Annotated in this window: 20 protein-coding genes; 8 read left to right on the top strand and 12 right to left on the bottom strand. The window is 71.2% G+C overall.

The features are described 5' to 3' along the window. Positions 1-181 precede the first annotated feature (181 nt). Together recD2 and FHR33_RS19105 are read left to right on the top strand one after the other, a co-directional pair. Entirely contained in the window at positions 182-2,296 is a 2,115-nt protein-coding gene (recD2, locus tag FHR33_RS19110) for an SF1B family DNA helicase RecD2 (protein ID WP_312895611.1), read from the top strand. A 65-nt stretch (positions 2,297-2,361) separates the two neighbouring features. Then, positions 2,362-3,228, top strand: a complete 867-nt coding sequence (locus FHR33_RS19105; RefSeq protein WP_376773289.1) for a 3-methyladenine DNA glycosylase — start codon at positions 2,362-2,364, stop codon at positions 3,226-3,228. A gap of 2 nt (positions 3,229-3,230) precedes the next feature. Here the strand turns inward: FHR33_RS19105 and FHR33_RS19100 are convergent, their stop codons facing one another. After that, positions 3,231-5,111, bottom strand: a complete 1,881-nt coding sequence (locus FHR33_RS19100) for a heparinase II/III domain-containing protein (RefSeq protein WP_183649464.1) — start codon at positions 5,109-5,111, stop codon at positions 3,231-3,233. Positions 5,112-5,275: 164 nt separating this feature from the next. On the opposite strand from FHR33_RS19100, the gene FHR33_RS19095 reads away from it, so the two are divergent. Genes FHR33_RS19095 through FHR33_RS19085 form a run of 3 tightly spaced genes read left to right on the top strand, consistent with a single transcriptional unit; the run spans position 5,276 to position 8,345 of the window. Further along, on the top strand, positions 5,276-6,631 hold the full coding sequence (locus FHR33_RS19095; RefSeq protein WP_183649461.1) for an ABC transporter substrate-binding protein: 1,356 nt from the start codon (positions 5,276-5,278) through the stop codon (positions 6,629-6,631). Next, positions 6,628-7,530, top strand: coding sequence for a carbohydrate ABC transporter permease (locus tag FHR33_RS19090; RefSeq protein ID WP_221241157.1), 903 nt, complete (start codon positions 6,628-6,630; stop codon positions 7,528-7,530). The genes FHR33_RS19095 and FHR33_RS19090 overlap by 4 nt, the downstream gene beginning before the upstream one ends. Next, positions 7,527-8,345: a carbohydrate ABC transporter permease gene (locus tag FHR33_RS19085; protein ID WP_221241156.1), complete on the top strand. Its 819-nt coding sequence runs from the start codon at positions 7,527-7,529 to the stop codon at positions 8,343-8,345. Before FHR33_RS19090 ends, FHR33_RS19085 begins: the two co-directional genes overlap by 4 nt. A gap of 38 nt (positions 8,346-8,383) precedes the next feature. Here the strand turns inward: FHR33_RS19085 and FHR33_RS19080 are convergent, their stop codons facing one another. The 8 genes from FHR33_RS19080 to FHR33_RS19045 are packed head-to-tail and all read right to left on the bottom strand — an operon-like array spanning position 8,384 to position 15,847. Then, positions 8,384-9,502 (bottom strand): L-talarate/galactarate dehydratase, encoded by a 1,119-nt coding sequence (locus FHR33_RS19080; protein ID WP_183649458.1) that lies wholly within the window; start codon positions 9,500-9,502, stop codon positions 8,384-8,386. Between the two features lie 57 nt (positions 9,503-9,559). Beyond that, the gene (locus FHR33_RS19075) at positions 9,560-10,318 is read right to left on the bottom strand and encodes a sugar isomerase domain-containing protein (protein ID WP_221241155.1); all 759 of its coding nucleotides are present in this window, start codon (positions 10,316-10,318) and stop codon (positions 9,560-9,562) included. A gap of 12 nt (positions 10,319-10,330) precedes the next feature. Then, a complete protein-coding gene (locus tag FHR33_RS19070; protein ID WP_183660169.1) occupies positions 10,331-11,059 on the bottom strand; it encodes a GntR family transcriptional regulator in 729 nt (242 codons plus the stop codon). Between the two features lie 2 nt (positions 11,060-11,061). After that, complete coding sequence (locus FHR33_RS19065; protein ID WP_183649455.1) at positions 11,062-11,901, bottom strand: ROK family protein; 840 nt, start codon at positions 11,899-11,901, stop codon at positions 11,062-11,064. Continuing rightward, positions 11,898-12,713: a carbohydrate ABC transporter permease gene (locus FHR33_RS19060; protein WP_183649452.1), complete on the bottom strand. Its 816-nt coding sequence runs from the start codon at positions 12,711-12,713 to the stop codon at positions 11,898-11,900. The genes FHR33_RS19065 and FHR33_RS19060 overlap by 4 nt, the downstream gene beginning before the upstream one ends. Continuing rightward, a complete protein-coding gene (locus FHR33_RS19055) occupies positions 12,710-13,576 on the bottom strand; it encodes a carbohydrate ABC transporter permease (protein ID WP_183649449.1) in 867 nt (288 codons plus the stop codon). The genes FHR33_RS19060 and FHR33_RS19055 overlap by 4 nt, the downstream gene beginning before the upstream one ends. Next, complete coding sequence (locus FHR33_RS19050; protein ID WP_183649446.1) at positions 13,573-14,880, bottom strand: extracellular solute-binding protein; 1,308 nt, start codon at positions 14,878-14,880, stop codon at positions 13,573-13,575. Before FHR33_RS19050 ends, FHR33_RS19055 begins: the two co-directional genes overlap by 4 nt. 34 nt (positions 14,881-14,914) lie before the next feature. After that, the gene (locus tag FHR33_RS19045; RefSeq protein WP_183660168.1) at positions 14,915-15,847 is read right to left on the bottom strand and encodes a LysR family transcriptional regulator; all 933 of its coding nucleotides are present in this window, start codon (positions 15,845-15,847) and stop codon (positions 14,915-14,917) included. 66 nt (positions 15,848-15,913) lie between these two features. On the opposite strand from FHR33_RS19045, the gene FHR33_RS19040 reads away from it, so the two are divergent. Next, the gene (locus FHR33_RS19040) at positions 15,914-17,125 is read left to right on the top strand and encodes an MFS transporter (protein ID WP_312895609.1); all 1,212 of its coding nucleotides are present in this window, start codon (positions 15,914-15,916) and stop codon (positions 17,123-17,125) included. Here the strand turns inward: FHR33_RS19040 and FHR33_RS19035 are convergent. The 3 genes from FHR33_RS19035 to FHR33_RS19025 are packed head-to-tail and all read right to left on the bottom strand — an operon-like array spanning position 17,115 to position 20,149. After that, complete coding sequence (locus FHR33_RS19035) at positions 17,115-18,356, bottom strand: alpha/beta fold hydrolase (RefSeq protein ID WP_183649443.1); 1,242 nt, start codon at positions 18,354-18,356, stop codon at positions 17,115-17,117. The genes FHR33_RS19040 and FHR33_RS19035 overlap by 11 nt on opposite strands. Before the next feature lie 45 nt (positions 18,357-18,401). Continuing rightward, on the bottom strand, positions 18,402-19,415 hold the full coding sequence (locus FHR33_RS19030; RefSeq protein WP_183649441.1) for a Gfo/Idh/MocA family protein: 1,014 nt from the start codon (positions 19,413-19,415) through the stop codon (positions 18,402-18,404). 8 nt (positions 19,416-19,423) lie between these two features. After that, entirely contained in the window at positions 19,424-20,149 is a 726-nt protein-coding gene (locus FHR33_RS19025; protein WP_183649438.1) for a ThuA domain-containing protein, read from the bottom strand. Positions 20,150-20,260: 111 nt separating this feature from the next. Here FHR33_RS19025 and FHR33_RS19020 point away from each other — a divergent pair, with 111 nt between their 5' ends. Further along, positions 20,261-22,285 carry a M14 family zinc carboxypeptidase gene (locus tag FHR33_RS19020; RefSeq protein ID WP_183649435.1) on the top strand — a complete coding sequence of 675 codons (2,025 nt, stop codon included), beginning with the start codon at positions 20,261-20,263 and terminating at the stop codon, positions 22,283-22,285. Positions 22,286-22,418: 133 nt separating this feature from the next. Then, positions 22,419-24,194, top strand: coding sequence for an ATP-binding protein (locus FHR33_RS19015; RefSeq protein ID WP_246452009.1), 1,776 nt, complete (start codon positions 22,419-22,421; stop codon positions 24,192-24,194).

Below are 24,194 nucleotides of genomic sequence, written 5' to 3'. Positions count from 1 at the left end.
GAGGTCGGAGGGCGGTCGAGCGTGCCCCGAGCGCGTCTCCGCCGGAGGGTGAAGTCGCTGGAAACCTGGCGCCTCGTCAGCATATGTCGGCCCTCGCCGTGGGCGGCCCGCACCGGCTCGTGACTACTGGCCGGCGGCCGAGCACGACCGAATGTCGCAGCCGCGTGATTGGATCCTCTGCGTGGAGGCATCCGTCGAGCAGCTGGTGTACGTCAGAGAGGACGAATACACCGTCGCCCGCCTGAGCAGCGAGTCCATGGCGGGCTTCGTCGCCTCGGGCAGGGCGCTCGCCGGCGTGCAGCCCGGCGAGACGCTGCGCCTGACGGGCGAGTGGGCCGAGCACCCCACCTACGGCAAGCGTTTCGCGGTCACCGCCTGCGAGCGCGTCGTGCCCGCCACGGTCCACGCCATCCAGCTCTATCTCGGCTCGGGCCTGATCTGCGGCATCGGCCCCCGGCTGGCGCAGGCGATCGTCGGCCACTTCGGCGAGGCGACGCTGACCGTGATCGACACCGCGCCCGAGCGGCTCACCGAGGTCATCAACATCGGCCCTGGCCGCCAGGCCCAGATCGTCGAGGCGTGGCGCGACCAGAAGGCGGTCGCCGCGCTGATGGTGGTGCTGCAGGGCTTCGGGGTCAGCCCGCTGCTGGCCGCGAAGATCTACCAGGTCTACGGCCCTTCCTCCGCCGAGATCCTGGCCTCCGACCCCTACCGGCTCATCGGCCAGGTCAGGGGCATCGCCTTCGCCACGGCCGACAAGATAGCCCTGCAGTCGGGCGTGCCCGAGCGCAGCCCCCAGCGCATCAAGGCGGCGCTCATGGACGGCCTCGAGGCGGCCGCCGCCCGCGACGGCCACTGCTTCCTGCCGCTGCACGCCCTGGTGACGCGCACCGCCGCCAGGCTTGAGCTGGAGGAGGAGCTGGTCGGCCAGCTGGTCGACGCGCTGCTGGCCGAGCGCAGGGTGGTCGTCGAGGAAGGCGACGACGACCTGGTCGTCTACGCCAAGGAGCACCACAGCCGCGAGGCCAAGCTGGCTGCGCTGCTGGCCAGGCTCCTCACCGCCCGCTCGACGCTGCCGCTGCGCGCCTTCAGCGACGACCCCGGGCTCCACGACGACCAGCGGGCGGCCGTGACCATGGCGCTGACCAGCACGGTCTCGGTCCTCACCGGCGGTCCAGGATGCGGCAAGAGCCACACGGTGAAGGTGATCGCGGCGACCGTCAGGGCGATGGGCGGCACCGTCACCCTCTGCGCGCCCACCGGCAAGGCGGCCAAGCGGCTGTCGGAGCTCACCGGGCTGCCCGCGACCACCGTGCACCGCATGCTGGCCGTCCAGCCCGACCCCGACAAGCTCTTCGACCAGACCCCGGCCCAGGCCGACCTCATCGTGGTCGACGAGGCCTCCATGCTCGACCTGCACCTGGCCACGCGGCTGTGCTCGGCGATCGCGCCGGGCAGCCACCTGCTGCTGGTCGGCGACAGCGACCAGCTGCCCAGCATCGGGCCCGGCAGCGTGCTCGCCGACCTGCTGCGCGTCGAGGCGGTTCCCCGCATGCGGCTGACCCACGTCTTCCGCCAGGCCGAGGGCAGCGGCATCATCCAGGCCGCCCACCAGATCAGGGGCGGTGCCCTCCCCTTCACGCCGGGTGGCGGCGGCTTCTGGTTCGAGGAGCTCGACGATCCCACGGCGGTGGCCTCGCGCGTCGTCCACCTGGCGACCGAGGCCATCCCCGCCAAGCAGAAGGTCGGGCCAGGCCAGGTCCAGGTGCTCTGCCCGATGCGCAAGGGCTCGGCGGGCACGGCCGAGATCGGGCGGATGATCCAGGAGCGGCTCAACCCCGCTCGTGAGGGCACGGCTGAGCACTGGTCGGGGGCCTCGGTCTTCAGAGTGGGCGACAGGGTCATGCCGATCCGCAACAACTACGACAAGGGCGTCTTCAACGGCGAGACGGGCACGGTGGTCGCGCTCAAGCAGGAGGAGCGCGTGGTCGAGGTGCTCATCGACGACGGCGACACCGTCTCCTACGCCTTCGACGAGCTCGACGACCTCACCCATGCCTACGCGATCAGTGTGCACAGGTCCCAAGGCAGCGAATACCCGTTCGTGGTCGCGCCGCTCGTCGTGGAGGCGGGCGGGGTGATGCTGCGTCGCAGGCTGCTCTACACCCTGGTCACCAGGGCGAAGGCGTGGGTCGTGCTGGTCGGGCAGCGCGAGGCGCTCGAACTGGCCGTCGCCAGGCTCGGGCAGCGCCGCAACACCGGCCTGTCGCGCCGCCTCACCGCCGCCCTCGGCTGAGAGGCGAGGTGGAAGGGCGGCAGTACCGGGCACCCCGCGGGGGTTTCTACGATGGTGCGGTGAGGATCCTCGACGAGCCGGAGTGGCGGGCCAGGGCCGAGTCGCATCAGCGACGGGTCGACGCCTGGATCGGGCCGCACCTCGAGCGCCGCCAGGCGGGCACGCCCCACCCGGTGGAGGACTTCCTCTTCGACTACTACGGCTACCGTCCAGGACGGCTGCGCAGGTGGCATCCCGGCGCGGGCGTCGTGCTGGCGGGGGCGAACGGCTACGGCGTCGACTACGTCGACACCGCCGAGGGCGCCACCCTCGACGTGGAGCGGCTGCTGGCCAAGCGGGGCGCGATGGTCGAGTGGACCGCCACGCTGCTGTCGGCGACCGCCTCACGGCAGGGCCATTTCGGCTGCTTCGGCATGCACGAATGGGCGATGGTCTACAAGCTGCCCGCCGACGAGGTACGGCACGCCGCCCAGCCCCTGCGCATGCCGCCGGAGGAGATCGCCGCCGTCGTGGAGCGCAGGGGAGCGCGCTGCAGCCACTTCGACGCCTTCAGGTTCTTCACCGAGCCGGCCAGGCCGCTCAACACGCTGCACCCGACCCGCGAGCGGCAGGCGGAGCTCGAGCAGCCCGGCTGCCTGCACGCCAACATGGACCTGTACAAGTGGGCCTACAAGCTCTCCCCTCTGGTGCCGAGCGAGCTGGTCGCCGACTGCTTCGAGCTGGCGCGCGACATCAGGACCCTCGACATGCGGGCCAGCCCCTACGACCTGGGCGCCCTCGGCTACGAGCCGGTGCCGATCGAGACCCCCGAGGGCCGGGTGACGTACGCGGCGGCGCAGCGGGGCTTCGCCGAGCGGGCGGCGCCGCTGCGCCGTACGCTCCTGGAGCTGTGCGAGCGGCTCCTCGACGGCCTGCGCGTCCCGGCGGGCTGACCTCAGCCAGCCGCCTGGCTCGGGCCCCGCAGGCGGAAGGTGGCGTGGAAGCGGGCGTGGTCGTCGTGGCCGCGCAGGAGCAGCACACCGAGGGGACGGCCGTTCGGGTTGCCCTCGGCGAGCGCGGTGAAGGCCTCGAACGTCTCGGGTACGGCGAGCGTGAGCTCAGGGGCGCCGTCGACCTCCCACGAGCCGCGCAGCACCCTGTCGTGCGGCACCTCGATCCGCCTGACCTCTCGCAGCCACGCGTGCCCCGCCTCGCCGTCAGGCCCGGGCGCGGGAAGAGCGCGGGCCGAGGGGAGGAAGGCGCCGTCTCCGTGGAAGACCCACTCGATGCGCAGGGGCGCGGCCAGCGTGACCGTGCACAGGTCGCTCCAGCCGTCGTCGGAGACGGTGACGCGGCGGCGCATGACCTGCCCTTCCCACGCCGACTCGGCCACCAGCCGCCGAGCCGACGACTCCAGCAGCCGTCCCGCGTGCTCGGGCTGGCGCGCCCCGTCGACGACCACCAGGTTGTGGGCCAGGGGCGAGCGCATCCACGCCGTGAAGTCAGAACCGTAGCCGCTGGTCCCGAGGTCGAGGCTGGACCACCCGGTGGCCGTCTCGACGTCGACGCCGAGCTTGTCGCGGTGGTCGTGCCAGCCGGCGTCCGGCCCGAACCGCATGGCCAGCCGCACGGCGGGCGAGCGCAGCAACCCGATCCCCGCGTGCGGCCAGACGAAGGAGCCCGGACGGCCGGGCGAGGCGGCCTGGACGTCGTCAGGCCCGAAGACGAGGGCCGCCACCGACGAGCGGCCCTTCAGCTCCACGCAGCCTGGCGCCGGTGAGGTGTTGCCGAACCACAGCGGGACAGGGGCGCGGCGCGTCCTGGCGTAGTAGGGGGCGAGATCGAGCGGCTCCTCGGGCAGGATCGCGCAGGCGGCCTCGGCCTGCGGGGCGAAGTCGCCGACGTGGCACTCGGCCCATCCGTCGCCGTAGGCCGGCAGGCGGGTGTCGGAGTAGGCGAGGGCGGGCGGGGCGGTGATCGCCCGCGACAGCCGCCGCGCCGCCTCCTCGGACAGGCCCTCGGGCCCTGCTGCCTCGCGGTAGGACAGCAGGGCGGCGACGGTGTAGTAGTGGTAGTGCGGGTTGATCTCGTACCAGAGGCCCTCGGGATGGACACCCTCGCTGACCTGCGCCTGCGCGCCGAAAGGGGAGTCGCGGCACCACCGGAGCAGCTCGTGGTCGCGCAGGCGGACGGCGCACTCGGCCAGCGCCGCCAGCAGCCAGCAGTGGATGTTGTGGACCATGCCGACCTGAGGGCGCAACAGGTCGGCGATCGCGCGGGCCATGGCGTCGGCGGCCGTGGAGGTGGCGGGGGTGAGCGCGTCATCCGCCCAGCGCAGCGCCCGCAACAGGCAGACGGCCCAGACGGCCTCGTCGAGCGACTGGGGGTGGACCCTGCCCCTGCCGGCGTTGACGCCGTGGATGTCGTAGGAGAGGTAGTCGCCGGCGTAGGCGGCGGCGATCCGTTCGAGCTCCTCTGCGGCTCGGTGGTCGTCGGCCAGCCTGACCAGGAGGGCGGCGCGCTGGGCCTGGGCGGCGGCGGCGTTGTGCATCGTGGTGCGCCACGCGCCGTCCCACGGCTCGCCGGTGTAGGCGCGGCCGCAGCGCGTGCAGGCGTGGCTCGCGGGGGCCGCCGGATCGAAGCGCAGGGGCGCGCCGTCGGCGTCGCAGAAGTAGTGGTGCGTCCACGCGGACGGCCGGTCGGGGCCTGGAATGACGAGGTCGTCCGTCCAGCGGGTGAAGTCGGAGCCGATCGCGGCCAGCACGTTCGCCGCCCACGGTCTGGTCGCGACCCTGCGGCGGATCCCCTGCCAGTCGGGCGTGTACGCGGCGTTCATCGAACCTCCTCGGCCGACGCTAGGAAAACCGCTCCACCCGGTCAAGGAGGCCGAGGGCGTGGCTGTTGACGGCCCGCGACGGACGTGCCTACCTTCTCAGAGATGTGAACTGCGCCACACTGGCGGGGGCAGAGTGGCCTGACCGGTGTGGAGGAGCGAACCAGATGACATCGCGACTCGTCCGATGGTCCGTCGTGTCGTTGGCCGTCGCCATGGCGCTGAGCGCGTGCGCCAGAGGCACCGGTGGCGGAGCGGCACCCACGGCGTCGGGCACGTACGACCCGCGGGCCGCCTTCCAGGGCACGCTCACGGTGATGGGCATCGCGGGCATCGACGAGATCGCGACCACACGCATGGAGAAGGCTGAGGCCTCGCTCGGTGGCGCGAAGGTCAAGCTGATCGAGGGCGACCTCGACATCCAGCAGTTCCTGTCGTCGGTGGCCTCGGGCTCCCCTCCCGACATCATCTACGCCAACAGGGACCAGATCGGCACCTTCGCCTCGCGCGGCGCGATCATCCCGCTCACGGCGTGCGTCCAGGGCGAGCGGATCGACACCTCGATGTACGACAAGCCCGCCCTCGGCCAGGTGACGTTCGGCGGCGAGCTCTGGGCCGTCCCCGAGTTCAACCAGGTGCAGATCACCATGGCCAACGCCGCGTTGCTGCGGAAGGCCGGCCTGACGGTCGAGGACGTCAACGGCACCGACTGGACGAAGATCGCCGCGGCGACGCCGAAGTTGCTCAAGGCGTCGGGGAAGGTCGGCTACGACAGCAAGCTGCCGGAGTTCCTGCCGCTGTGGGCCAAGGCCAACGGCGCGGACCTGCTGTCGGCCGACGGAAGGAGGGCGCAGCTCAACAGCGCGCGGGTGGTCGAGGCGCTGGAGTTCGCCGTCGGCCTCTACGACGCGCAGGGCGGTTTCGCGAAGGTCAAGGCGGTCAGGGACTCGGCCGACTTCTTCGGCAAGGGCAACCAGTTCGCCGAGGGCGAGCTCGGCGCGATGCCGATGGAGCAGTGGTACGTCAACGTGCTCAACAACGTCTCGCCGAAGACGCCGATGGCCTTCGACACCTTCCATGACAAGCAGGGCAACACCATCGCTTACTCCTCGGGCTCGGCATGGGCCATCCCGAAGGGCTCGAAGAACCCCGAGGCCGCCTGCAGGTTCGCCAAGACCATGACGCTGGTCGAGACCTGGAAGGCGGCGGCCCAGGCGCGACTGGCCAAGCGGAAGGCGGAGGGCAAGCCGTTCACCGGGGTCCTGACCGGCAACACCAGGGCCGACGCGGAGATCAGGAAGATGGTGACCTCGGGCGGCCGGCCGTGGGACGACGGCGTGAAGGCCGTCTACGAGGCGAGCGCGCACACCTTCACCCTTCCGGCCAACCCGGCCGACACCGAGTTCAAGAAGGCGTGGCAGGACGCCGTCAACCGGGTGCTCAACGGCCAGCAGGAGCCGAAGGCCGCGCTCGACCAGGCCCAGCAGGAGGCTCAGACCGCCCTCGACAAAGCGTGGGGATGATGCGCGCCCGCGCCGGTGAGACCAGGGCCGCGCTGCTGTTCATCAGCCCCTGGATCATCGGGTTCCTCGTCTTCACCGCCTGGCCTGTCATCAACAGCGCCTACCTGTCGCTGACCGACTACGACGTCATCAACGACCCGAACTTCATCGGCTTCGACAACTATGTGACGCTGTTCCAGGACCCCAAGGTGGGGCTGGCCCTCAGGAACACCTTCGTGTTCACGGTGATGTCGGTGCCGGTCCAGCTGGTCGTCTCGCTCGGCCTGGCGCTGCTGCTCAACAGCGCGGCCAGGGCCACGGGCTTCTTCAGGACCGTCTTCTTCCTGCCGAAGATGACGCCGCCCGTGGCGATCGGCATCCTGCTGCTGCTGCTCTTCAACGGGCAGAGCGGGCTGATCAACAGCGCGCTCGGCCTGTTCGGGATCGAGGGTCCCTCGTGGACCACCGACCCCGACTGGGTCAAGCCGGGGCTGGTGCTGATGAGCCTGTGGACCGTGGGCGCCTCGGTCATCATCATCCTGGCGGCGCTGCGGGCCGTCCCCCAGCAGCTGTACGACTCGGCGCTGGTCGACGGGGCCGGATGGTGGCGCAGGACGCTGCGGATCACCGTGCCGATGATCAGCCCGACGTTGTTCTTCCTGTTCGTCGTCGACAGCATCAACGCGCTGCAGTCCTTCACCGAGGCGTACACCGCCTTCTTCGGATCGGGCAACACGACCTACAGCAACGACGCGGCGCTGTTCTACGTGATCTACCTGTTCCAGCAGGCCTTCGAGTTCCTGCACATGGGCTACGCCTCGGCGCTGGCCTGGGTGCTGTTCGTCGTGATCATGGTGATCACCGCCGTCCAGATCCTGCTGACGCGGCGGTATGTCTACTACGAGGGGGATCGGCCGTGAAGAGGATCCTCGTCTGGGCCGCGCTCGGCGTGATCTCGGTGCTGTTCGCCTATCCGTTCGTCTGGCTGCTGAGCGCCTCCTTCAAGCCGCGCGGAGAGGTGTTCGACCACCGGCTGATCCCCGAGACCTTCACCTTCGACAACTACATCAAGGTGTGGCAGGAGGCGCCGATGGCGCTGTGGCTGCTCAACACCGCCTTCGTCACCGTCATGGCGGCGATCGCCGTGACGGTCACCAGCGCCATGGTGGCGTGGGGCTTCGCCTACTTCCGCTTCCCCGGCAGGGGTCCGCTGTTCGGGCTGGTCCTGGCGACGATGATGCTGCCGGGGGCCGTCACCATGATCCCGACCTACCTCATCTGGAACTCCCTCGGCATGGTCGGCACGCTGACGCCGCTGTGGGCGCAGAACCTGTTCGGCAGCGCCTTCTACATCTTCCTGCTGCGGCAGTTCTTCCTGGGCCTGCCGCGCGAGCCGTTCGAGGCGGCCAGGGTCGACGGGGCGAACAACTGGCAGATCTTCACCAGGATCGCGCTGCCGCTGTGCAGGCCGGCGATCGTGGTGACCTGGCTGTTCGAGTTCCAGGCCGCGTGGACCGACCTCATGCGGCCGCTGATCTACCTGCGCGACTCCACCACCTTCACGGTGCCGCGCGGGCTCAAGGCCCTGCTCGACCAGTACGGCTTCGGCGGTGAGTGGCACTGGGAGATCGTCATGACCGCCAGCGTCATCACCACCGTGCCGATGATCGTGCTCTTCTTCGTCGGCCAGCGCCACTTCGTCAGGGGCATCGCGACCACGGGAAGCAAGGGCTGAACACCCCCACAGGCGCCCCCCACAGGCGCCTGTCCGGGTCAGGCGATGACGGCCTGATCCACCGTCCACTTCACGGCCTGCTCGCTGAGCGTCAGGCCGAGCCCCGGCCTGGAGGGCACCGCCATCCGGCCGGCCGCGATCTCGATGCGCTCGTCGAACAGCGGCTCGAGCCACTCGAAGTGCTCCACCCACGGCTCCTGGCCGTAGGCGGCGGCGAGGTGGAGGTGGATCTCCATGGCGAAGTGCGGAGCGAGCTGGAGGCGGTGGTGCTCGGCCAGCGCGGTCAGGCGCAGGAACGGGGTGATGCCGCCGATGCGCGGCGCGTCGGGCTGCAGGATGTCGGCGGCGCCCGCGCGGATGAGCGCCGCGTGCTCGGCCACGCTGGTGAGCATCTCGCCGGTGGCCACGGGGGTGTCGAGGCAGGAGACCAGCGCGGCGTGCCCCTCGTGGTCGTAGGCGTCGAGCGGCTCCTCGATCCAGGTCAGGCCGTACTGCTCCATGGCCCTGCCCATCCGCCTGGCCGTGGGCCTGTCCCACTGCTGGTTGGCGTCGACCATCAGCGGGACGGCGTCACCCAGGTGCGCCCTGACCGCCTCGACCCTGGCGAGGTCGGCGCGCGTGTCGGGCTGCCCCACCTTGATCTTGATGCCGCCGATCCCGCGCTCCAGCGCCGCCGAGGCGTTCTCCAGCACCTGCTCGATCGGGGCGTGCAGGAACCCGCCCGAGGTGTTGTAGCAGCGCACCGAGTCGCGGTGCGCGCCGAGGAGCTTGGCCAGCGGCAACCCGGCCCTCCTGGCCTTCAGGTCCCACAGCGCGATGTCCATGGCGGCGATCGCCTGGACCGAGAGCCCGCTGCGGCCCACCGACGCGCCCGCCCAGACGAGCTTCTCCCACAGGCGAGGGATGTCGCTCGGGTCCTCGCCGAGCAGGTCGGGGGCGATCTCCACGGCGTGCGCGAACTGGCCGGGGCCGCCCGCGCGCTTGGAGTAGCCGAAACCCAGGCCCTCGTGGCCCTGCTCGGTGGCGATCTCGGCGAACAGCATGGCGACCTCGGTCATCGGCCGCTGCCTGCCGGTGAGCACCTTGGCGTCACTGATCGGCACGTCGAGGGGGAGGCGAACGGACGAGAGACGCACCGAGGTGATGCGGTCGTTCATGGCGGGGGCTCCAACTCGTGGTGACGCGGCCGGGGGAGATCCCCGGCCGCGGAACCCCTAGTCTTGCGCCCTGCCCTCGGCCGCGTGCAGGCGGCGCCGGTGGTCGGCGAAGACCTCGTCGTTGGAGGAGACCGAGGCGCCCGGCACGGTCGGCGAGACGAACGTGGGGATCACCACGCCGCGCCCCGCCAGCACCCCCGCCGTCCTGGTGACGATCTCGTGGCTGACCACGCAGGCCACGACCGTCGAGGCGCCGCCCACCGGGCGGTCCCAGCCGTCCACCTCGACGATCGCGTCCTGCACGGGCACGCCGGTGTCGACCGTGACGTCGCAGACCTCGGCGATGCGCTTGCCGCTGGAGTGCTCGGCGGGGCGCTCCAGGTTGGCCACCGAGGTGACGGCGACGGTGAACAGCCCGTGCTTGGCGCCGTACATGGCCGCCTCGACGGGGGCGGCGTTGCGCCCGCCGTGCGAGTAGACGATCAGCACGTCACCGGCGTTGAGCGGCTCGTGGTCGAGGTACTGCGGCACGTAGCCCTCGGTCCGCTCCAGCCACAGCAGCTCGCGCACGCCGCCGGGGCCGAGCACGTTGTGCCACATCAGCCGGGGGTCGGTCAGCGGGTGCAGCCCGGCGAAACTGCCGTAGCGGGGGAAGGCGTCCATGGTGGGGATCACCGAGTGGCCGCTGCCGTACAGGTGGATCAGGCCGCCGTTCTGCACGGCGTCGGCGCAGCGCTCGGCGACGGTGTCGAGCACCTCGCCCTGGGTGGAGTCGAGGCGGTCCAGCAGGTCGATCATCAGGCGGGTGTAGGTCACGGGGGATTCCTCTCATCGGAGGGCGAGGCGGATCTGGTAGCGGTCGCCGCGCATCACGCTGCGGACGTATTCGAAGGGGCCGTGCGCGTCGAAGGTGAGGCGCTCGACGTAGAAGGCGTGCGCGCCCGGCGCGACGCCGAGGGTGGGGGCGTCCTCGTCGAGCACGCCCCCGACGGTGAAGGTCTCGATCGCCTCGCGCGGCACGACGCCGTAGGTCTCGCGCAGCGTCTGGTAGAGCGAGCGGTCGGTGAAGTCGAGCCGGTCGAGCCCGGGGAAGCGCTCGAGCGGCAGCAGCGCCGTCTGCACGCCGACTGGTCTGGCGGTGTCGGTCCTGAGCCTGCGCAGCCGCAGCAGCAGGTCGCCTGGGCTGAGGCCCATCTCCTTGGGCAGGTCGCAGTCGGCGGCGGGCAGCACGCTCTGCTCCAGCACCCTGGCGCCCGACGGATGCCCGAGCCCCGCCAGCTCGGCGGTGAAGGAGGTGACGCCGCGCGCTCCCGCGGTCAGGCTGGTGTCGCGGACGAACGTCCCCCTGCCCTGCTCGCGCACCAGCACCCCGCGGTCGACCAGCCTGGCCAGTGCCTGGCGGATGGTCACCCTGCTCACGCCGTAGGCCTTGCCCAGCTCGTCCTCCGTGGGCAGCCGGGCGCCGGGCAGCCACTCCTCCGCGTCGATGCGATGTCGCAGAGACCGCTCCACCTGCAGGTAGAGCGGCACGCCCGACGTGGGGTCGAGCCCTCTCATGTTCACCAGTCCTCCCCGATCTCAGCCGCGAGCAGGGCGCCCACGACTCCCGCGCCCGACCCGAGCCCCGCCGCCACCACCGGCACCCGCCGCCCGTCGGGGGAGGCGAACCGCTCGATGTGGACAGCCAGCATGGGTCCGAGCACGTCCATCGCGTCGGCCATGCCGCCGCCCACCAGGACGATCTCCGGGTCGAGCGTGCTGGACAGCGCGGCGATGCCGCGTGCCAGCCGTACGGCATGGGCCTCGAGTTCGGGGGGCACGCGGCCCTCGCGGGCGGCGGCGACCAGCTCCGGGCCCCGCCCGCCGAGCGCGGAGCCGGAGGCGGCCCGCTCGAACCCGCCGTGCGCGGGGTACCCGGCGGCGAGGGGAGCGGGTTCGGGCTCGCCCTGCAGCCAGCCCCACGAGCCCGCGCTGCCGTGCGCGCCCCGCCAGATCCTGCCGTCGACGAGCAGCGCGCCGCCGATGCCGGTGCCGACCGCGACCAGGACGGCCGAACGCCTGCCCCTGGCCGCGCCCTCCATCGACTCGGCCAGCAGGGTGAGATGGCCGTCGAGGCCGAGTCGCACAGGGGCGCCGAGCCGCGCCTCCAGGTCGCGGGCGAGCGGACGGCCCTCCAGCCACGGCAGCGCCGGCACGAACACCGGCGTCCCCTCCGCCGAGGTGCCTGGCAGCCCGATGCCCACCGCGTCCGCGCCAGGGCCGGTGACCTCGGTGAGCAGGTCGAGCAGCGCCTCGTAGGAGCGGGGGACCTCGTGCCTGGCGACCGGGCCGCGCACGCCGTCGCTCGCGGCCAGCACCCGCAGCAGGGTGCCGCCCACGTCGAAGCCGACGTGTCTCATCCCTTCACCCCCGTCCTGGACAGCGAGGCCACGAAGACGCGCTGGGCCAGCAGGAACACCACGATCGTGGGCAGCGAGGCGATCAGCGCGCCCGCCATGACCACGTTCTGGTACTGCACCGAGGTGCTGTAGCTCAGCAGCTGGCTCAGGGCCAGCACGACTGGGAACTTCGCGTCGTCCTGCAGGATCGACAGCGGCCAGATGAAGGTGTTCCAGTAGAAGACGAAGGAGAAGATCGCCAGGCTCACCACGGCCGGCCGCAGCAGCGGCGTGACCACCCGCCACACGATGCGCAGCTCACCCGCGCCGTCGATGCGCGCGGCGTCCAGCAGCTCGTCGGGCACGTCGGAGACGAACTGCCGCATGAGGAAGATGCCGAACGCGTTGGCCAGCCACGGCAGCAGCACGCCCAGATAGGTGTCGGCCAGGTCCATCGACGAGACGAGCCAGTACAGCGGCACGAGCGTCAGGACCGGCGGCAGGAACATGGTCGCGACCACGCCCCAGAACAGCGCCTCGCGCCCCCTGAAGCGGTGCTTGGCGAAGACGTACCCCGCCAGCACGCTGGTGACCAGCACCGAGAGCGTCGCGACGCCCGCCAGCAGCAGGCTGTTGAGGAAGGCCGTGCCGAACGGCACCGCCTCGAACACCTCGGCGAACGCGCCGAACGACGGCTCGCCAGGCCACCAGGTCGGCGGGATGGACTGCAGCTCCTCGGGCCCCTTGAGACTGGAGATCACCATCCAGTACAGCGGGAACAGCGCGGGCAGCATGACCAGCGCGATCGCCGCCGCGGCGAGCGCACGCCTCATGACCGCCTCCTGACCGCGGCGAGGAACACGCCGCCGAGAGCCACCAGGAGCACCAGCAGCGTGAACGCCATCGCGCTGGCCTGCCCCGCCATGCCGTGCTGGAAGGCGGCACGCTGGATCGCGAACGACAGCACGGCCGTGCTCTCCGCGGGCCCTCCCTGGGTGAGGATGTAGACGGGGTCGAACACCTGGATCGCGTTGATGATCGCGACCAGGCCGATGAAGACAGTGGTACGGCGCAGCAGCGGCAGCGTGACGTGCCGGGTCTGCCGCCAGAACCCCGCGCCGTCGATGCGGGCCGCCTCGTAGAGGTCGGAGGGGATCTGGGTGAGCCCCGCGATCACCAGCACCGTGTAGTAGCCGGTCATCTGCCAGACATGGAAGATCACCAGCGAGACCAGGGCGGTGTCGGGTGCGCTGAGCCAGGTGGGCTCCCACGCGGCGAACAGCTGCGACAGCGGGCCGTAGTCGGGCGCGTAGAGCGCGCCCCAGACGATCGAGATCGCCACCGTCGGCACCACGTACGCCGAGAACAGCACCGCCCTGGCCACGGCCTTGCCCATGACCCTCGGGAAGTAGAGCAGCATCCCGAGCGCCACCGAGAGCGGCAGCGTCACGGCCACGACGAGCGCCACGTACGCGGCGGTGTTGACCAGCGCGGTGAAGAAGCCCTCGTCGCCGAGCAGGTCGGTGTAGTTGGAGAGCCCCCGCCACGACATCTCGCCCAGCGGGGTGTACATCGACCACTCGTGCAGGCTGATCCAGAACGTCAGCCCGATCGGCACCACCGTGAAGAGGCCGATGACCAGCATGGCGGGTGACAGGAACGCCACGGCCGCCATGCTCCTGGCGTGCCGCGTCACGTGCCTGCCTTGGTCAGGATGTCGGCGACCTCCCGCTGCGCCGCGCCCATGGCGGCCTCGGGCGTCTCCTTGCCGAAGACGACGTTCTCGACGTGCTTCTGCACGGCCTGGCTCATCGCCTCGCCGCCGAGCACCGAGGGGAAGGGCACGGCGTTGGCCAGCTCGGCCACGTACACCGACAGGAACGGGTCCGACAGCTCGGCCTGGTGCGCCTTCAGGTCACTGATGCTGCTCGGCAGGATGCCCATGGAGGTGAGGATGTCGCCCATGGCCGAGGAGCCGTTCCTGCCGCTGTCCTTGCCGTTGAGGAAGGTCAGGAACTTCCACGCGGCCTGCTGCTTGGCCTGGTCGGCCTTGCCGTTCACCACGGTGAGCCAGGAGTAGGAGACCGAGGCGCTGGTGGCGCCGTCGGGGCCGACGGGGATGGGGGCGACGCCGACGTCCTGGTAGCGCTCGCCCATCGCCTCCTTCAGCGCGCCCTGCCACCAGTTGGCCATGATGATCATGCCGGTCCTGCCGTTGACGAAGTTGTCGAGGTAGGGGCCCGTGGTGTTGGCGTTGGCGTTGCTCATCTTGGCCTGGGTGGCGCCCGACTTCACCAGCCTGGAGTAGAGCTGGGCGGCGGCGAGGGTCCTGGGGTCGTCGAGCTTGGGGACGGCGCCGTCGAGGAGCCTGCCGCCGTTGGAGTTGACCAGCGACAGCCACGGGTGCACGACGCCCGCGGGCCAGCTGGTGATGACGCCGAAGCCCTGCCTGCCGTCCTTGGTCAGCTTCGCGGCCGCCGCCTCGAGCTCGGCCCACGTCCTGGGCGGCGCGGCGATGCCCGCCTCCTTGAACAGCTTCTTGTTGTAGTTGAGGGCGTAGAGGTCCACCTCGTTGGGGTAGCCACGCGGGCCGCCCTGCTTGGTGACGCCTTCGACCAGGTTCTTGGGCCAGTTCGCCGCGAGGTCCGCTTCGGCGTCGGCGGGCATGTCGCCCGACAGGCCGTCGCGGACGAGTTCGGGCAGCCACAGGTCGTAGACGCTGGCGATCGTGGGGCCGTTCGGGCTGGAGCCCTGGGTGCGCAGCGTGGACAGCAGGTTGCCGAACGGGACGGCCCTGATGTCGACGGTGACGCCCTGGTTGCGCTTCTGGAACGCCTGGGCGGCCGCTTCCAGGGCTTTGACCTGGTCAGGGCCCCAGTGCGTGAGGAAAGAGATCTTCGTGGCCGCCGGGGTGCCGTCGTCGCCACCGCCGCCGCACCCTGCCGCCACCATCGCCAAGGCCGCGCTCACCGCGACCGTCCGCATCGTCGAGGTCTTCATGGGGGGTCTCCTGATTCATCAGGTCGTTAGGTTGTTATAACGAATTTCCCGCCCCGTGGGAAGACCTCGCCGGGGTGAACTCGAGGCCGAGGTCCGGGGTCTCGGCGAGCACGTAGTCGTGGAAGGCCTGGGCCAGCGGGGTGAGCTGGGCGGGCCTGACGACGCCGATGGTGCGGAACAGCGGGGGAGACAGCGGGATCTCGACGGCGCCGGGGAGCGGCGCGGCGCCGTATCTCGGCAGCAGCGCCACCCCGAGCCCGGCGGTGACCAGGCCGCGCACCGTGTCGGACTCCTGTCCCTCGAAGGCGATCCTGGGCTGGAACCCGGCCGCCGCACACAGGTCGTCGGTGATCTGGCGCACGCCGTAGCCCTGTTCCAGGGTGACGAAGTCCTCGTCGGCCAACTCGGCGGCGCGCACCCTCCTGCGCCTGGACAGCCGGTGCGAGGCGGGCACGGTCAGCACGAGCTCCTGGGCGGCGAGCGGGGCGCCGGTCAGGTCCTGGTCGCCGGAGGGGAGGGGCGCGACGAAGGCCAGGTCGATCTCGCCCTCGCGCAGGCGGCGCAGCATCACCTGCCGCGAGCCCTGCACCAGGCTGAAGCGCACGAGCGGATGGCGCTCGCGGAACCCCGAGACCAGCGAGGGCACGAGCGAGCGGCCAAGCAGGTGCAGGAAGCCGAGGACGATCCGCCCGCTGGCAGGGTCGATCTCCTCGCGCACCTCGCGGACTCCTGTCGCCATGACGGCCAGCGCCCGGGCGGCCGAGTCGGCCAGCGTGCGGCCCGCCCTGGTCAGCCTGATGCCGCGGCCGTGCGGGACGACCAGCGGCGTGCCGACCGCCTCCGACAGCGCGGCGAGCCGCCTGCTGACCGTGGGCTGCGGGACGCCGAGCAGCTCGGCGGCCCTCGTGACGTGTTCGGTCTCCCTGATCGCGGCCAGCAACTCGAGGTTGGGCGCCAATTCATGCATCACAGTATGAATTTTTGCATATAGCGGTATTAGACGTATTTATTAGCTTTGCTTAGTTTCTTGGGTGTGGTTATCGCACCTCGGGTGACCGTCGGCGTCGCCGCCGCCGGCATCTCGTCCTTCGCCCTCCTGTACGCCCCGCAGTCCGTGCTCCCCCAGCTCGCCGCCGACTTCCACCTCGACCCCGGACGAGCCTCCCTCGCCATCGGCGTGGCCACGGGCGCGCTGGCCGTCGCCGTCCTGCCGGTGGCCGCGCTGTCGGAGGTCGTCGGCAGGCGGCGGATCATCCTCGTCTCCGTGATCGCCTCGGTGGTGCTGGGCCTGCTGCTGCCCCTCGCGCCGACCTTCGAGAGCCTGCTGGTGCTCAGAGCCCTGCAGGGGGTGGCCATCGCCGGCTTTCCCGGCGTCGCCGCGGCGTACCTCATGGAACTGCTCGGCGGCGCGGGCGTGGCCGCCGCGGTGGGCGCGATGATCGCGGGCAACTCGGTCGGCGGCATGGCGGGCAGGCTGGCGGCGGGCCTGGTCGCCGAACCGCTCGGTTGGCACGGCGCGCTGGCCTGCGTCGCGGGGCTCTCCGCGGTGTGCGCGGTGGTCACCGTCCTGACGCTGCCCGCCTCACCTCCGCGTCAGAAGGCCGCGCGGGGCGGCGGCCTGCGCGCGGCTTTCAACCTGCGGGCCGCCTTCAGCCGCCCCGTGCTCCTCGCGCAGTACGGCGTGGCGGCGGCGGGCGTGGGCTCCTTCGTCGCCGTCTACAACGCCGCCGGGTTCAGGCTCATCCACGAGCTCGGCCTCGCGCCCGCCATCGCCTCGCTGGTCTTCCTCGCCTACGCGACGGGCACGCTCTCCTCGGGCACCGCCGGCAGGCTCGTCGGCAGGTACGGCAAGCGCGCCGTCCTGGTCGCCTCGCTCCTGGTCACCGTCGTGGGCACGCTGCTGACGATCCCCGACAACCTGGCCATGGTGGTGGCAGGGCTGATCGTGCTGACCGGCGGCTTCTTCGCCGCGCACGCCGTGGCCAACGGGTGGGCCGCGGCCGAGGCGCCGCAGGGCGCCCGCGGCCAGGTCTCGGGCCTCTACACGCTCTTCTTCTACGTCGGCAGCAGCGTCGGCGGCACCATGGGCGGCATCGTGTACGGCACGGCGGGGTGGAGCTGGCTCGTCGCCTTCACCGCCGCCTGGCTGCTGGCGGCGACGGCGGGCGTGCTGGCGGAGGGCAGAGGGCCGCGCAGGCGCGGGGCCCGGCAGGCGCGGCGCACCTCTCCCGCGCTCACCCTCTGAGGCCGCCGCCCCGCTCGTCGATGAGCTTGGTCAGCCGGGCGAAGACCCTGTCGTCGCCGAGGCCGTCGTGCTCGTACTCGTTGGTCACCCACGCCTCGGCGTTGCCGATCCGCGCCGCCGTCTCCAGCTGCAGGCCAGAGTCCACGTACATGTCGTCGAAATAGACCGCGGCGGCCACCGGCACCTCGTTGGCCGCCAGCCGGTCCAGGTCGTAGAGCGCGGGCCACTCCTCGCGCGCCGCCATCACCTCGACCGCGCCGCGGAAGGGCCGCAGCTCGCGGATCTCCTCGAACATCCAGGGATAGATCATCTCCCCGGTGAACAGCAGCGGCCTGGCAGTCTCGGCGAACGCCGGGTGCGCGGCCCGCTCCCGCTCGGCCGCCCAGGCGGTGGGGCCCTGGCCCGAGCCGTAGATGCTCTCGTGCATCGCGGCGTAGAGCGGGTTGTCGCCGAAGGAGGTCCTGGCCAGCACCTGGTGCAGGAAGCCTGTGGTCAGGCCCTCCTCGATCAGCCAGTGCATGCGCTCGTAGCCGGGCTTCATGCCGAAGTCGAGGCCGAGGAACTGCAGCCGCCGCACGGTCAGCGTGTCGCCGTCGGGCAGCAGCACGTCGCCCTCGGCCAGGCGGTCGGCCAGCGCCGCCACGGTCTTCACGTGGTGCGGGTAGCGGCGGTAGAACTCCCTGTTCTTCGCCTCGACCCGCGGATAGGTGCGCCGGTAGACCTCGGTGGCGTCGGCCTCCAGGCCCGCCAGCCCGCCGGTGACGTAGCACGCGCTCAACCCCTCGGGCGCCTGCGACAGGTAGGTCAGGGTGAGGAAGCCACCGTAGCTCTGCCCCAGCGTCGACCACCGCCCGCCGCCGAAGACGGTCTTCCTCAGGTGCTCGGCGTCGGCCACGATCGAGTCGGCCCTGAAGCACGACAGGTAGGCGGCGCCCTGCTCGGCCGTCTCGAAGCGCGACATGAGCCGGCCGTCCACCCTGGAGCTGCGGCCCGTGCCGCGCTGGTCGAGCAGGATCACCCGGTGCGTCTTCAGCGCCTGGCCGACCCAGCCCGAGGGCCCGAGCGGCCGCGGGCCCTTCCCTCCTGGACCGCCCTGGAGGTAGAGCAGGCAGGGCAGGTCGTCGTCCTTACGGGTGGGATCGACCAGCTCCCTGGCGAAGACCGTGATGCTCTCGCCACCGGGCTCGGCCCAGTCGAGCGGGACGTCGGCGACGTGCTCCCGCACGTGCATGCCCGGGATGGTGTACGCGGTCACGGTCGTTGCCCGCGCACGTTGTTACGTAGCTCCATAGAGAGGGCACTTTATCCGTTCGCCCCTGAGGGCCGACTCCAGGGCGGAGGTCACCATGGCGAGGCTGGCGAGGTTGTCGTGACCCTCGCCCTGGGGCGGCCTGCCGGTGCGCAGCGCGCCGACGAACTCCTCCAACGCCCAGGCCAGCCCAGGGAACCTGTCGCGAGCCTGGTGGGGGTCGGGTTCGAGCTCCACGGGGGTCACCCCCTCGGCCCCGATCACCGAGCCGCCGTCCCACACGGCGGTGCCCCGCGCGCCGATCGCCCGCCAGCTGCCCGTCCAGGACGTCTGCAGGCCGGGGGCCGACCAGCTGCCGCTGAAGACGTAGCGCAGGCCGCCGGTCATCTCGAAGATCGCCGTGGCCGAGCAGGCACCGGTGTACCAGCTGGCGGCGGGCCTGAACGACTCGCAGTAGACCGACAGGGGATCGGCCCCCGAGATCGCCCTCGCCGCGTCGAACAGGTGGATGGCCATGTCCTGGATGAGCGGATGCGGCAGATCCTCCAGGAACTTGACGCTCTTGTACGGGATGTAGAACTCCGAGGTCAGGATCGCCAGCTGCCCCAGCTCGGCCACCGTGCGCCGGTAGGCGACCAGGCCCGGCAGATAGCGGCGGTTCTGGCTGACCATGAACAGGCGGCGCGCCCTGTCGGCGGCGGCGACCATGTCCGCGCCCTCCTCGAAGGTGACCGCCATCGGCTTCTCGCTGAGCACCGACACCCCCCGCTCCAGCGCGGCCAGCGTGACCTCGTGGTGGGCGGCCGGCACCGTGCCGTTGACGAGGAAGTCGGGCCGCACCGCCTCGACCATCTCGGTCACGGATCCGAACGCGGGCACGCCGCGCCCGGCCGGCACCTTCGAGGGGTCGATGTCGGCCCAGCCGACCAGCGAGACATCGGGATGGAGCAGCAGCTCGGTGGCCCACTGCCGGCCGATGAAACCCGCGCCGGCGATGACGGCGCGCAGGGGACGGTCCTCGGTGACGGTGTCGAAGGTCATGGGCTCCCTTACCAGGTGATGGGGGTGTTGGCGTTGCTCAGCGGCACGCCTGGACCGCCCACGGGGGCGGCCCACAGGACGGCGTTGGCCAGCACCCGCCGCACGCCCTCGTGGTAGTAGACGGGATAGTCCTGGTCGCCGGGGCTGAAGTAGAACACCCTGCCTCTGCCCCTGCGGAAGCAGCAGCCGCTGCGGAAGACGTCGCCGCCGCCGAAGGAGCTGACGAACACCAGCTCGTCGGGGGCCGGGATGCCGAACGGCTCGCCGTAGGTCTCCTGCTCCTCGATGACCAGCGGGTTCGGCACTCCCTCCGCGATCGGGTGGCTCGGCTCGATCGTCCAGACCAGCTCGCGCTCGCCTCCGTCACGCCAGTTGAGCGTGCACGTGGTGCCCATGAGCACACGGAAGATCTTGGAGAAGTGGGCCGAGTGCAGGACGAGCAGGCCCATCCCGCCGAGCACCCGCTCGTGCACGCGGGCCACGACCTCGTCGCTCACCTCCTCGTGCGCCGCGTGGCCCCACCAGGTCAGCACGTCGGTCTCGGCCAGCACCTTCTCGGTCAGCCCGTGCTCCGGCTCCTGCAACGTCGCCGTGCGCACCCTGACCCGTTCACCCAGATCGTCGCCGAGGCCCCGCGCGATCTGGCCGTGCATCCCCTCGGGATAGCGCCGCCGTACCTCCTCCTCCCGCTCCTCGTGCACGTTCTCGCCCCAGACGGTGACATTGATGGCCACTCCGGTCTCTCCCTTCGGTCATGCCGATCTCTACCCACATCGCCGGGTCTTGCCTGACCCGTCGTTTCGGCTTTCACTGATCGGCATACGGCTGATCAAGGAGGAAGGCCGATGCGTGGCTTACGAGCTTCCGCAGTTGTCCTCTCGTTAACCATCACCACGTTCCTCGCCGCCTCACCCTCGGCGCCCGCGGCGGCAGGGGCGCCGCCGGAACCCGAGGTGACCTCGCTGGTCACGATCTCGGTCCCGGACACCGCCACCCTGGAGAAGGTCGTGGCCACCGGCGCGGACCTGACCGAGCGCGTACGGCCGCAGCCGGACGGGAGCATCCAGGTCGACGCCGTCCTGTCGGAAGGCCGGCTGGCCGCGCTCGCCCCCCTCGGCGTGGAGAAGGCGGGCGCCCCCGCCGCCCAGAAGACCCCGAAGACCCCGAAGGCGGCAGCCGCCGACCAGATCGTCATCGAAAGGGCGGTCTGGTTCAGGACCCGCGACGGCTACTTCCTCTCGGTCGAGGCCACCAGCAGCGCCGGTCCGACCGCCACGCTCAGCGCCGCGTGGCGGGGCAGGGGCGGCGCCTCGGGCACGGTGCCGATGGTGCCCTACACCGACGCGGGCGCCTACCTCGGACACCAGCTCAGCACCCCCGCGCCGGTCGCCGACAGGCCCTCGTGGGTCACCGTGACCTCGGCAGGAGGCGGGACGGCCCAGGCCAGGGTCAAGGAGTGGCCTGACGGCGAAAGGCCCGACAGGACGATCCCCGGCTACCGCAAGGACTTCATCACCCAGTACATGCCGCCCGGCCAGCTCAACGAGCGGGTCAAGGCGCTGCACAGGCAGTTCCCCCAGTTGACCGACGTCATCGCGCTGCCGTACCTGACCAACGGCTACCGGCGGCACGCGCAGGCGCAGTTCGGCGCGATCGTCGTCACCTCGCTCGCCTACGGCTCCGAGGGCGGCAACGACCTGGCGATGGAGCTCGTGGATCCCGGCGCGCAGGGCAGGCCGCTCCAGGTGACGGTGAACGGCAAGCTGATCACCGTCAGCCTGGCCACCGACGCCTCCGGCGCGATCACCAGCACGGCTGCCCAGGTGATCACCGCCGTCAACGCGGGCGCGGGGTCGCTGGTGAAGGCCACGCCGTACCGCACGGACGACGGGCAGGGCGTCGTGGCCCCCGCGCCCCTCACCCAGCTCAGCGACTTCCTCAAGGCGCCGGCCGACGTCTCGCGCGAGCCCGCGCGGGTGCTGGCGCTGCGCATCGGCGCGCACCGCGACGGCTCGCGCACCGGCGTGCTCGCCTACGCCCAGGAGCACGCTCGCGAATGGGTGACCCCCCTGGTCACCATCGAGACGGCCGAACGGCTGCTGCGCAACTACGCGCGCGACCCCGCCACCCGCAGACTGCTGCAGCGCACGGACATCTTCATCGTGCCGACCGTCAACCCCGACGGGGCGAACTACAGCTTCTACGACTACAACTTCCAGCGGAAGAACATGACCAACCACTGCCCTGCCGCCCAGGCCGACCCGGCGGCGCGCCACTCGTGGGGAGTGGACGTCAACAGGAACTACGCCGTCGGCTCCCTGTTCGACGGCTACGTCGGCGCCTCCGCCAACTGCCTGAGCGGCACGTACGCGGGGCCGGGCGAGCACTCGGAGCCGGAGAGCAGAAACGTGATCTGGCTGGCCCGGACCTACCGCAACATCAAGTTCGCGATGAACGTGCACAGCTACGGCGGATACTTCATGTGGCCGCCCGGGGCCTACCAGGCTGCGGGACGCCTCACCCTGCCGCGCCCGACCAAGGCGCAGGAGGCCTACTTCCTGCGCTCGGCCCGCACGATCGAGGAGGCCATCGCCGCCGAACGCGGCACCGTCACCTGGCCGCAGCAGACGGGCCCCGTGACGGACGTGCTGTACTCGGCCGCGGGCAACTCCGCCGACGAGCTCTGGTACGACTTCGGGATCTTCGGCTGGGACTTCGAGGTGGGCAACGACATCTGGAACCCCGCCACCCGCACGTGGGAGGGGGTCGGCTTCCAGCCGCCCTTCGATGAGGGACACAAGGAGGCGCTGGAGTACGCCTCGGGACTGATCGCCATGATCGGCCTTGCTGCCGACTACCGAGCCCCCTGACGACACGGACCCACCGGGAGCGCGGCCGCCCTCTCGGCCATGCCAAAGCTCCGCGCCGTTGCTCGAGATGCCGGACGCACACCTCTGTCCGCATTACGCTGCGATGGGTGGCGTTTTGGGGCGGAGGAGCTGAGTGATCGAGAACGGGGTGACGAGCCTCACGGCTACGTCTGGGACGGCCGCGTCTGGTGAGGCGGTCGGCAGGGTTCTTGGCACGCAGGCGGCCTCGCCCCTCTCCTTCTGGGTGGGGCTCGAACCCGGCAGGGTGATCCAGCTCGACGACGTCGTCGTGACCAGGCGGGAGGTGCCCGGCTACGGCCAGGTGCTGGTCGCGGGCGTGGTGACGACCGTGGAGGCCAGGCACGAGGGCGCCACCTACGACTCCGACGTCTTCCTCATCGCCGACGGCGCGCTGCCCGCCGCCGTGGTCGAGGTGGCCGAGGTCAAGGTGACCAGGGTCGAGCCCGAGGTCTTCGTGCCCCCGCTGCCCGGCGCGCCGGTCTACAGGGCGGGGTCGGGCGACAGGGACCAGGCGCTCTACTTCGACGTCATGGACCGGCGCGTTCCCATGGGGACGGGCCGCGACGGCCAGCCGCTCTACGTGAACTTCGACTTCCTCGACGGCACCAGGGGCGCGCACGTCTCCATCTCGGGTGTCTCGGGTGTGGCGACGAAGACCTCGTTCGCCACGTTCCTCATCTACTCGATCTTCAACTCTGGTGTGCTGCAGAACGAGGCGGCCAACACCAAGGCGCTGATCTTCTCGGTGAAGGGCGAGGACCTGCTCTTCCTAGACCATCGCAACTCCCGCCTGGACGCCACGGCCGAGGCCACGTACAGGAGGCTCGGCCTGCCCGCCGAGCCGTTCGGCAGCGTGCACGTCTTCGCCCCTCCCCGGCCGAACGACCCCAACGCGGTGCCGCACGTGGCGGCCCGCACGCACGGGGTCAGCGCCTTCTACTGGACGCTGGCCGAGTTCTGCGCCGAGGAGCTGCTGCGGTTCGTCTTCGCCGACGCCGACGACGAGCGGGCCGGATACTCCCTGCTGGTCGGTCAGGTGGCGGCGAGGCTCGCGGCGTGGGCCAGGCCGGTGGGCGACACCGGCGCGATCAGGCTGGACACCGGCGGTGAAGGCGGCGAGGGCAGGGTCTGCCGCACGTTCAGCGATCTGGTCGAGCTGCTCAGCGAGCAGCTCATGGACGAGGCGAGCCGCACGACCTGGACCGGCGCCCAGACCCCGCTCGGCACCGTCAACGCCTTCATGCGCCGCCTGCGCAGCGCGGTCCGGCCGCTGTCGCCGATCATCAGGGGCGACGTGGCAGGGGGGCGTCCGCACTCCATCCGCACCTCCGACGCCCAGGTCTCCATCGTCGACCTGCACAACCTGCCCGAGCGCGCCCAGCGGTTCGTGGTCGGCGTGGTCCTGCGCGGCGAGTTCGCCAGGAAGGAGAGCTCGGGCACGGCCCGCCCGCTGCTGTTCGTCGTGCTGGACGAGCTGAACAAGTACGCCCCTCGCGAGGGCGACTCCCCGATCAAGGAGATCCTGCTCGACGTCGCCGAGCGCGGCAGGAGCCTCGGCGTGATCCTCATCGGCGCCCAGCAGACCGCCTCGGAGGTGGAGCGGCGCATCGTCTCCAACAGCGCGGTGCGGGTGGCGGGACGGCTCGACCCCGCCGAGGCCGCCAGGTCGGAGTACGGCTGGCTGCCGCCGACGGTCAGGGAGCGTGCCACGATCGCCAAACCAGGCACGATGTTCGTCGCCCAGCCCGAGATCCCCGTGCCGCTGGCCGTGGCCTTCCCCTTCCCCGCGTGGGCCACCAGGCCGTCGGAGGCGGTGCCGATCAAGGCGCCGAGCGCCGACCCCTTCGCCGGGCTGCCAGGCGTCGAAGACGACATCCCGCCGTTCTGA

It is taken from the genome of Nonomuraea dietziae, from assembly GCF_014195505.1.
GTDB lineage: Bacteria > Actinomycetota > Actinomycetes > Streptosporangiales > Streptosporangiaceae > Nonomuraea > Nonomuraea roseola.
Note: the sequence above shows the minus strand (reverse complement) of the source record. Positions and strands in the feature narration are given on the sequence as shown.